Origin of the sequence: Actinophytocola sp. (genome assembly GCF_050699935.1) — a bacterium.
In the GTDB taxonomy this organism is placed as follows: Bacteria; Actinomycetota; Actinomycetes; order Mycobacteriales; family Pseudonocardiaceae; genus Actinophytocola.
Genome location: NZ_JBOHGB010000214.1, coordinates 1 through 9,442, shown reverse-complemented (window position 1 = coordinate 9,442; position 9,442 = coordinate 1). Strand labels below are relative to the sequence as shown.

Annotated in this window: 9 protein-coding genes and 1 pseudogene; 9 read left to right on the top strand and 1 reads right to left on the bottom strand. The window is 70.5% G+C overall.

What is annotated here, in order from left to right; translation table 11 throughout:
• Positions 1-325: 325 nt before the first annotated feature.
• The 7 genes from ACRDTB_RS35800 (at position 326) to ACRDTB_RS35770 (ending at position 6,813) form a co-directional block, all read left to right on the top strand.
• Complete coding sequence (locus ACRDTB_RS35800; RefSeq protein WP_431436690.1) at positions 326-775, top strand: FAS1-like dehydratase domain-containing protein; 450 nt, start codon at positions 326-328, stop codon at positions 773-775.
• Positions 776-941: 166 nt separating this feature from the next.
• A complete protein-coding gene (locus ACRDTB_RS35795) occupies positions 942-1,541 on the top strand; it encodes a UGSC family (seleno)protein (RefSeq protein ID WP_431436689.1) in 600 nt (199 codons plus the stop codon).
• 46 nt (positions 1,542-1,587) lie between these two features.
• Complete coding sequence (locus ACRDTB_RS35790) at positions 1,588-2,826, top strand: CaiB/BaiF CoA transferase family protein (protein ID WP_431436688.1); 1,239 nt, start codon at positions 1,588-1,590, stop codon at positions 2,824-2,826.
• Complete coding sequence (locus ACRDTB_RS35785; RefSeq protein WP_431436687.1) at positions 2,823-4,082, top strand: CaiB/BaiF CoA transferase family protein; 1,260 nt, start codon at positions 2,823-2,825, stop codon at positions 4,080-4,082. Before ACRDTB_RS35790 ends, ACRDTB_RS35785 begins: the two co-directional genes overlap by 4 nt.
• Positions 4,082-5,167 (top strand): hypothetical protein, encoded by a 1,086-nt coding sequence (locus tag ACRDTB_RS35780; protein ID WP_431436686.1) that lies wholly within the window; start codon positions 4,082-4,084, stop codon positions 5,165-5,167. The genes ACRDTB_RS35785 and ACRDTB_RS35780 overlap by 1 nt, the downstream gene beginning before the upstream one ends.
• Positions 5,168-5,177: 10 nt before the next feature.
• Positions 5,178-5,924 (top strand): enoyl-CoA hydratase-related protein, encoded by a 747-nt coding sequence (locus ACRDTB_RS35775; RefSeq protein WP_431436685.1) that lies wholly within the window; start codon positions 5,178-5,180, stop codon positions 5,922-5,924.
• A gap of 46 nt (positions 5,925-5,970) precedes the next feature.
• The gene (locus tag ACRDTB_RS35770; protein ID WP_431436684.1) at positions 5,971-6,813 is read left to right on the top strand and encodes an ABC transporter ATP-binding protein; all 843 of its coding nucleotides are present in this window, start codon (positions 5,971-5,973) and stop codon (positions 6,811-6,813) included.
• A 23-nt stretch (positions 6,814-6,836) separates the two neighbouring features.
• Here the strand turns inward: ACRDTB_RS35770 and ACRDTB_RS35765 are convergent, their stop codons facing one another.
• The gene (locus ACRDTB_RS35765; protein WP_431436683.1) at positions 6,837-7,553 is read right to left on the bottom strand and encodes a GntR family transcriptional regulator; all 717 of its coding nucleotides are present in this window, start codon (positions 7,551-7,553) and stop codon (positions 6,837-6,839) included.
• Between the two features lie 178 nt (positions 7,554-7,731).
• Between ACRDTB_RS35765 and ACRDTB_RS35760 the strand changes: the two genes are divergently transcribed.
• A complete protein-coding gene (locus tag ACRDTB_RS35760; protein ID WP_431436682.1) occupies positions 7,732-8,787 on the top strand; it encodes an ABC transporter substrate-binding protein in 1,056 nt (351 codons plus the stop codon).
• 66 nt (positions 8,788-8,853) lie between these two features.
• A pseudogene (locus tag ACRDTB_RS35755) lies at positions 8,854-9,442 on the top strand (hypothetical protein); the annotation flags it as partial.

Below are 9,442 nucleotides of genomic sequence, written 5' to 3'. Positions count from 1 at the left end.
GCCTGCGAGGGGCTGTCGTGAGCGAGCGTGCGAGCGAACCATCAAACACAGGGCGACCGCGAGCGGCAGCACCGAGCCTGCGAGGGGCTGTCGTGAGCGAGCGTGCGAGCGAACCATCAAACACAGGGCGACCGCGAGCGGCAGCACCGAGCCTGCGAGGGGCTGTCGTGAGCGAGCTTGCGGGAGCGTTCGCCGGCTGGACTGGGACATGGTCGCTCCGCAAGCGTCGCTGCGACGAGCAGCGCAGGCGTGCGGAACGAACGCCGAGCAGCGCAGGAGGGAAGCCGGCGAGTCAGCGACCGAGCGAAGCGCACCAGGAGGCACCGTGAGTTGGGAAGACGCGCGGCGGACCGTCGAGGCGCTGATCGGCCGGCAGGCCTGGGCGCCGGTCACCGTGGCGGTGCGCGAGTCGGACATCCTCCGCTACGCCGAGGCGGTCGGCCTCCCCCGGCCCGCCGACCCCACGGTCGCGCCCACGCTGTTCCTTCCGCCGTTCGCGGTCGGCGGCGAGGTCGGGCCCGACGGCCGGCGCCACCGCCCCGACGAGGTCGTCATCGACCACCCGGCCCTGCGCCGCCGCCTGATGGGCGGCTGCTCGGTCGACTTCCACGCACCGATCCGGGCGGGCGAGGTCGTCGAGGCCGTCACCACGTTCGACTCCGTCACCGAGAAGCAGGGCCGGGACGGTCCGATGCTCCTGGTCACCACGGCCACCGAGTACCGCACCGCCGACGGCCCGCGCCGGACGGAACGGTGGACCATCGTCCATCGCTGAGACCCTCGGAGACCCTCCTCGGCACCCGGGCGAGCACCGGCGCGCGCGATCATGCCGCACGCTCGCCGCGAGGAACGAATCCGCAGGTCAACGCTGTTCATTGACACTCGTCGGACCACCACATAGGCTCTGATATATAGTATCAACTGCGCCGGGAGGTCGTCTCGTGGCCACATACCGTGTCTACCGCCCCACCCCAGACAAGCCGGAGAGCACCGCCACCGGCGGCCCCGAGCTCGCACGCCGGCCCGACTCGCTCGACGGCAAGCGCATCGGCCTGCTGTGGAACGCGAAGGTCAACGCGGACATCTACCTGCGCCGGCTCCAGGAGCTCATCGCCGACCGGCACCCGGGCGTCGAGTTCGTCTGGCAGGCCAAGCCCACGGCGAGCAAGCCGATGGAGCCCGAGGTGCTCGCGGAGATGCGGACGTGCGACCTCGTCGTCACGGCCTTCGGCGATTGAGGCTCCTGCAGCTCGTGGAGTGTCCACGACGGAGTCACGTTGGAGAAGCTCGGCGTTCCGACCGTCTCGGTCGTCACCGAGCCGTTCGGCTTCAAGGCGAGAGCGGAGGTGACCGCGCTCGGCATGGACACCGTGCCCATCCAGATCCTGCCGCACCCGATCGGCCAGATCTCCGACGAGGAGATGCGGGCACTGACCGACGAGGCCTACGAGGAGGTCGTGTTCGGCCTGACGCGTCCGGCCGAGGAGGTGGCGCAGGCGTACCGCGACGCGGTCGCGCCGCGCTCCACGTTCTCGCGCTGACGCGCCCGGCCAGAACGCGCTCGACCAGATAAGGGGATGCACCACCGTGGGACAGACCGCGCTACCGCTGGACGGGCTTCGGGTGCTCGACTTCTCGCACGCGGCCGCCGGGCCGTTCGCGACGATGTTCCTCGCCGACATGGGCGCGGAGGTCGTCAAGGTCGAGAAGCCGGGCCGCGGTGACGGCGCCCGGTACATGGGCGAGCCGATGCTCGGCCCGATCGAGTCCGACTACTACCTGGCCCTCAACCGCAACAAGAAGAGCGTCCTCATCGATCTGTCCACAGAGGATGGACGGGAGCTCGCCACGGGCCTGGCCCGCGCCAGTGACATCGTGGTGCAGAACTTCCGCCCGGGCGTGCTCGACCGGCACCGGCTGGGCTACGAGGACCTGCGCAAGGTCCGCCAGGGCCTGGTGTACTGCTCGATCTCGGCGTTCGGCTCGTCCGGGCCGTGGCGGGACCGGCCGGCCAACGACATCATCATGCAGTCGGTGTCCGGCCTGATGGGCATCACCGGCGAGGTGGACGGCGGGCCGGTCCGCATCGGCGCGCCGATCTCCGACTACGCCACCGGCCTGTTCGCGCTCGCCGGCATCCTCGCCGCCCTGCACCGCCGGGACCAGCTGCCCGAGGGCCAGCACGTCGAGATCGCGATGCTGGACGCGTCGATGGCGATGATGGCCAACTACATCCCGTCGGTCGCCACGCTCGGCAAGACCATCCCCCGGCTGGGCCGCGGGCACGCGCAGATCGTCCCGTACCAGGCGTTCATGTGCGCGGACGGGCAGTACGTGATGGTCGGCGCGTTCACCAACGGGTTCTGGCGGCGGCTCTGCGACGCGGTCGGGCGTCCGGAGTGGAAGGACGACCCGCGCTTCACGTCCAACGCGGACAGGCTTGCCCATCGCGACGTTCTCATGTCCACTTTGGCGGAGATCTTCCGCGAGAGGACCCGTGCGGAGTGGCTCGACGTGCTGGAGGAGGCGGACGTGCCCAACAGCCCCGTGCTCGAGCTGCACGACGCGGTCGCCTCGGAGCAGGCGGTGCACAACAGGATCGTGCAGCGCGTCGAGGGGGCGGAGCTGGACCTGATCAAGCTGCCGGTCGAGTCGGACCGGTGGCACCCGGCGCCGCCGACGGTCCCGCCGGTGATGGGCGAGCACACCGACGAGGTGCTGGAGAAGCTCCTCGGTCTGGACCGGGAACGCATCGACGCGCTGGAGGAGGCCGGCGTGGTAGCTCGGGCATCGGCGGAGGCAGCGGCGAGAGAGGCGGCTAGATGACCGGCGAAACGGCAGCGACACCAGCGGCGACTCCGGCGACACCGACCCGGGGCCCGATCCTCGACGGGCTGCGCGTGCTCGACCTGTCCCACCAGTACTCCGGTGCGCTGTCCGCGAGCCTGCTCGCCGACCTCGGCGCGAACGTGACGGCGGTCGAGCACCCGACGAAGACGGCGATCCGGACGATGCTGCCGCGCAAGGGCGAGCAGTCGATGTGGTGGTCGGTCATCCAGCGCGGCAAGCGGGTGATCACGCTGGACATCAGCACCGAGCGCGGCCGCGAGCTCGCGATCGAGCTGGCCCGCGGCGCGCAGGTCATCTGCGAGAATTTCCGACCGGGCACCCTCGAGAAGTGGGGGCTGGGCCCGGACGACCTGGCGGCGGCCGGGGTCAACGCGGTCATGCTGCGGATCTCCGGGTTCGGCCAGACCGGCCCGGAGAGCAGCCGGCCCGGGTTCGGCACGATCGCGGAGGCGATCAGCGGGTTCGCCCACCTCAACGGCGAGCCGGACGGGCCGCCGACGTTTCCGTCCACCACGCTCGCCGACGGCGTCGCCGCCACGTTCGGCGCGTTCGGCATCATGGCCGCGCTGTGGGGCAAGGCGCACAACGGGCCGGCCACCGGTGTCGAGGTCGTCGACATGGCGCTGTACGAGGGCCTGTTCCGGATCATCCCCACCCAGATCGCGAGCTACCACCAGTTCGGTACCGCCCCGCACCGGCCGGGCAACAAGCTGACCAGCCACGGCGTGCTGCGCAACCTCTTCCGGTCGGCGGAGGGCAAGTGGTTCGTGGTCAGCGCGGTCGGTCCCACGGCCATCCGGCGGGTCCTCGCGGCCGCGGAGGCGGTGCCGCAGATGGCCCGGGTCGACGCGGGCGTGATGATGAGCGACCCGGAGGCCGTGGTCGAGTTCCTCGACGAGTGCGTCGAGCTGTTACACCGCTGGGCCGCCAAGTGGGACTGGGACACGCTGTCCAAGCGGCTCGCCGAGGCCGACGCGGTGCACCAGCTGGTCTTCTCCGCCGAGGACATCGTCGCCGAACCGCAGTACCACGCCCGCCACGACCTCATCGAGGTGCCCGACGAGATCCTCGGGCCGGTGCTCATGCAGGGCGTGGTGCCGAAGTTCCCGAGCCGCGAGCACACCGTCGGGCACGCCGGGCCGGCCCGCGGCGCGGACAACACCACCGTGTTCACCGAGCTGGGCCTCGACGAGGCCACGATCGCCGCGCTGCGCGAGGACGGAGTGATCTGATGCCCGAGCTGTTGACGATCTCCGGCGAGCTGTCCGACGTCCTCGACCTCTACGAGGAGCGGGGCTGGACCGACGGACTGCCGATCGTGCCGCCCACCGAGGACGCCGTCGCCGCCGCGCTGGAGTACACCGACCTCGACTCGAACGAGTCGCTGGGGAAGATCCCGGCGACCCGGGCCGAGGCGACCGTGCACGACGTCGCGGTCAACGCGGTCATGGCCGGCTGCCGGCCGGAGTACCTGCCGGTGGTGCTCGCCGCGGTGCGCGGCCTCGCGCACGCCGACTTCAACACCTACGGCATCCAGGCCACCACGAACCCGGTCGCGGTGCTGGTCGTGGTCAACGGCCCGATCGCGGACGAGCTGGGCTTCAACGGCAAGGGCAACTGCCTCGGCCAGGGCTTCCGCGCCAACGCCACGGTCGGCCGCGCGGTCCGGCTGTGCATGATGAACATCGGCGGCGGCGCCCCGCAGACGATGGACAAGTCGACCCAGGGGCAGCCGGGCAAGTTCGGCATGTGCATCGCGGAGAACGAGGCCGAGTCGCCGTGGGAACCGTTCCACGTCGAGCGCGGGTTCGACCAGGAGACCAGCACGGTGTCGCTGATCTCGGTCACCGGCACGCAGAACGTGCTGGACCTGGCGAGCCGCGGCGCGACCGGCATCCTGCGCACGTTCTGCTCGGCCGCGGCGACCGTGGGCCACCAGAACGTTCAGCTCGGCGGCGGCCCGCTGATCCTCTTCTGCCCCGAGCACGCGCAGATCCTCGCCGAGGACGGGTTCACCAAGGACGACGTGCGGGAGTTCCTCTACGAGCACGCGCGCGTGCGGGTGGCCGACTTCCCGCCGGAGACGCTGAACGGGATGGTGCGCCACCGCCGGCCGAGGCGCTACACGTCCGACCACCCCGACACCGGCATCCCGCTCGCCGACAGCCCAGCGGAGATCCAGATCGTGGTCGCGGGCGGCGCCGGGCCGCACTCGGTGCTCGCCCCGAGCTTCGGAGAGGCGACGATGGTGCCCGTCAACCCGATCACACTCAAGGACGGCACACCGGTGAAGAGCGTGCTGGAGTACCGACACTAGAAGGGCCCTCATGACCGCGACTATCGATGTGGAGATCGCCGACGGGATCGCCACGATCACCCTGACCTCGGAGAAGACCCGCAACGCACTGAACCCGAAGTCGTCGCGGCGGCTGATCGAGGCGTGCGACGAGGTCGACGCGAACGCCGACGTGGGCGCGGTCATCGTCCGGGGTGGCGGCGGCGCGTTCTGCTCCGGCGCCGAGCGCGACGTGCTCGCCAGGGCGGGCGAGGACCCGGCCGACCCCGAGCGGTTCACCGAGCTCGGCTCGATCTACGACGCGTTCGTGCGCGTGGGGAACATGTCGGTGCCGACCATCGCCGCGGTGCGTGGCGCCGCGGTCGGCGCCGGGGTGAACCTGTTGCTGGCCACCGACCTGCGGATCGTGGCGAAGGACGCCCGGATCATCGGCGGGTTCACCCGGATCGGCCTGCACCCGGGCGGCGGCCACTTCGCGCTGCTCGGCCGGCTCGTGAGCCGGGAGGCGGCGGCCGCGATCGGGCTCTTCGGCGCGGAGATCTCCGGCGCCCGGGCGGCCGAGCTGGGCCTCGCCTGGGAGGCGGTGGACGCCGACGAGGTCGACGCACGAGCGCGTGAGCTGGCGGCGACGGCCGCCCGCGACCCGGAGCTCGCGCGCCGCGTGCTCGGCTCGCTGCGGCGCGAGCTGGACCCGCCGGGCGTGTCCTGGCCGGCGGCATTGGAGCTCGAACGGGGCTCCCAGATGTGGTCGCTGCGGCGGCGCAACGCCAGGAGCTGACCGCGGCTTCGCACACACCGAATACGACGGCGTAGGAGGGATGTCGATGCGGCCCGAAACGCACGCACTCGCGGACGGGGAGGTAGGCGCGGACCCCACTGGTGACGGGGAGCCGATGATCTCCTTCGACCACGTGGGCAAACGCTTCTTCAAGAAGGGCAAGCCTTTTCAGGCGCTCGGCGACGCGCACTTCGACGTGCGGCCGGGCGAGTTCGTCAGCATCGTGGGCCCCAGCGGCTGCGGGAAGTCGACGCTGCTCAACATCACCGCCGGGCTGATGAGGCCGTCCAGCGGACAGGTGCGCTACCAGGGCGCGCCGATCGGCACGGTGAACACCCGCGTCGGCTACGTGACCCAGGCCGACACGCTGCTGCCGTGGCGCACGGTGCGGCAGAACATCGGGATTCCACTGGAGATCCGCCACCACCCGCGCACGGACCGGGCGGACCTGATCGAGGCGATGATCGAGAAGGTCGGCCTCGCGGAGTTCGGCGGCCACTACCCCGCCGAGCTCTCCGGCGGCATGCGCAAGCGCGTCATCCTCGCCCGCACGCTGATCTACCAGCCCGAGACACTGCTCATGGACGAGCCGTTCGGCGCGCTGGACGCACAGCTCAAGCTCGTGCTGCAACAGGAGCTGCTGCGCCTGTGGGCGGACGCGGGCACCACGATCCTGTTCGTCACCCACGACCTCGCCGAAGCGGTCACCCTGTCCGACCGCGTCGTCGTGGTCTCCTCACGGCCGGGCACGATGCGCACGATCAAGGCCATCGACATCGAGCGCCCGCGGGACGTGTTCGAGGTCCGCTTCCACGACCGGTTCCGCGAGCTGCAGCAGGAGCTGTGGGCGATCCTGCAGGACGACATGCTGGAGGGCGGTGAGATGTAGGCCGGGTCGCCGGGTTCGCTCCGCTACGGCTTCGCGCTCGGCTTCTTGCCCTTGGTGTCGGCCTCGGCGGCCGCGGCGTGGAGCTTGCGGATGGCGTCCAGGGTGATCCCCCGGTGCTTGCTCATCCAGCCGTTCACCGCGCCGACGTCGCGTGCCTCGAACGCCTGCATGAGCCCGTCGTGATGCTCCTGCAACAGGTCCTTGGGCACCCGCACGTAGGCCATCGTGTTCTGGTACCGCGCCGCCGCGTCCCACAGGTGGTTGATGAACCGGAGCAGGTGGTCGCTGCCGGCCCGCTCGAACGGCACGAAGTGGAACGTCCGGTTCAGCTCGACGAACGCGGGCGTGTTGTGGTCCTCGACCGCCTCGAGCATGTCCGCGTTGATCTCCCGCATCCGGGCCAGGTCGGCCTCCTCGAGCTTCGGCACGCCCAGCCGGTGCGCCTCGTCCTCGAGTACCTGCCGCCAGTGGTAGATGTCCTCGATGTCGTCCGTGGACAGCTCGGCGACGAAGAAGCCGACCCGCGGGATCCGCTTCACCTGGCCGACCGCCTCGAGCGCGGCGAGTGCCTCGCGAACCGGAATGTGTGACACGCCAAGGTCTTCGGCGAGCCGGGCCGGGGAGAGCCGGGTGCCCGGTGGGAGGTCTCCGGAGGCGATCGCCTTGGCCAGCCGGCGCGCGACGAAGTCTTGCAGGCCGTCCGGTCTGCCTTCACTGTTCATGATCGATGTGCTCGCCATGACCTCTCCTCGCGCTGCGGTACGCCTCAGTGTACGCAGGGTGAACTAAACGATATAGCCAACTCACGTCGGTTTGGGAAAGGGATATTCCTCCCGCGTGTCGCTACCCAAAGTGAGAGTGGGCTCCATTGACACCACTCCGAGTACTCCATACGATGATATATCATCTATGGAGGACATGATGGTCTCTTCGAAGATTCGCCGGTTCCCGGCCATCGCCGCAGCTCTCGCGCTGACGCTCGGCATCACCTCGTGTGGCGAGGACAGCCCACCGAGCGGCGCGGCGGAGGACCGCGACCTCGGTCAGGCCACGATAGTCCTCGGTGGCAAGGTGATCACGTGGGCCGCCGCGTACGTGGCCGTCTGCGAGGGCTATTTCGAGGACCACGGACTGGACGTCGAGCTGACGGTCTCACCGCAGGGCACCACGGCCGCGATCGCGGGCCTCGTCTCCGGTGACGCTCTGTCCGCCATGACCGGTGCGCCGGCCTCGGTCAGCCCGATCCGGGAAGGCGCCCCGGTGCAGATGCTGTTCAACGCGAGCATCGGCTACGGCGTGCAGGTCGTCGGCAGCAACGATGTACTGGCGAAGAAGAACGTCACCGAGCAGTCCACACTGGAGGAGAGGGTGCACGCCCTGCGCGGCGAGACCGTCGCCATCCTCAACCCGGGCGACTCGATCGACCAGCTGCTGCGGTTCGTGCTGCCGAAGTTCGGGATGGACCCGGACAAGGACATCCGGATGCTCGCGCTGAGCAACTACAGCAACATGTTCGCCGCGATGAAGACCGACAAGATCGGGGTGCTGGCCGGCTCGCCGCCCAACGGCAACCAGGCCGAGTCGCAGGACCTGGGCAAGATCCTCTTCACCGGCAACGAGTTCGAGGAGATCGCGAACTACCCCTACCTGGTCGGCTCCGCGAACACCCGCGAGATCGCCCAGAACCCGGACCGGGTCAAGGCACTGGTGGCCGGCATAGACGACGCGATGAAGCTCCTGCGCGACGACCCGGCAGCCGCCAAGCCCTGCATGCAGAAGGAGTTCGCCGACCTCGACGCGAAGACGTTCGACGCGGCCTACGACTACGCCGTCCAGTCCATACCGGACTCCCCGCTGATCACGCCCGAGGTGTTCGGTTCACTGGCCGAGTTCGCCGAGGCGAGCGGCGAACCCCTCGGCGTGGACTACGAGAAGGCGGTCGCGGCCGACATCGTCAAGGACTCGGTCGGCTGACCGGCCGCCGCGGAGGTGCCGGCGCGAGGGACGCGCCGCCCGCGGCCGAGGAGAGGAATACCGGCGATGGCCGCCGGCCGAGTGGTGCGGGGCTGCTGCGCGCAGTGCAAGTCCCGCTACGGGACCGTGGCCGTGGTGTCGGCCGACGACGTGCTGCTGTCCGTGCGACCCGACCTGGGCCGGCCGCGGTACCCGATGCGGCGCACCACGCTCGCTCGTCACCACGCGGCTGCGCGAGCTGGCCGGCCGGCACGGCCCGGAGTCGGTCGTGTTCACCCGGCCGGCGCCGGGCGGCGGCCACGCCGGCGACCGGTCGCCGTTCCTCGACCGGCTCGCCGCGGGGTTCGGCTCCCCGAACGTGCTGACCACCGGCCACATCCGCGGCGGGGCCGGGGCGGCGGCACGGCGTACACGTCCGGCGGCCGGCTGCCGGCTGCGCACTACGGGCAGGCCGCGAGCATGCTCGTGTGGGGCCACAACCCGGCCGTCTCGCACGTGCAGACGTGGCGGCGGATCCGCGAGGCGCTCCGGCGCGGCGCGCGGCTCGCGGTGGTCGACCCGCGTGCCACGGCGACCACGGGCCGGGCGCACCTGTGGATCCGGCCGCGGCCGCGTCGGCGCGCTGGTGTTAGTATTAGTGATCCTGGTGCTCTAG

What these genes read in the sequence shown, in the direction of transcription:
- ACRDTB_RS35785 (WP_431436687.1), top strand. Translation starts at nt 2,823, where the DNA reads ATGACCGGCGAAACGGCAGCGACACCAGCGGCGACTCCGGCGACACCG.
- ACRDTB_RS35780 (WP_431436686.1), top strand. Translation starts at nt 4,082, where the DNA reads ATGCCCGAGCTGTTGACGATCTCCGGCGAGCTGTCCGACGTCCTCGAC.
- ACRDTB_RS35775 (WP_431436685.1), top strand. Translation starts at nt 5,178, where the DNA reads ATGACCGCGACTATCGATGTGGAGATCGCCGACGGGATCGCCACGATC.
- ACRDTB_RS35770 (WP_431436684.1), top strand. Translation starts at nt 5,971, where the DNA reads ATGCGGCCCGAAACGCACGCACTCGCGGACGGGGAGGTAGGCGCGGAC.
- ACRDTB_RS35765 (WP_431436683.1), bottom strand. Translation starts at nt 7,553, where the DNA reads ATGGCGAGCACATCGATCATGAACAGTGAAGGCAGACCGGACGGCCTG.
- ACRDTB_RS35760 (WP_431436682.1), top strand. Translation starts at nt 7,732, where the DNA reads ATGATGGTCTCTTCGAAGATTCGCCGGTTCCCGGCCATCGCCGCAGCT.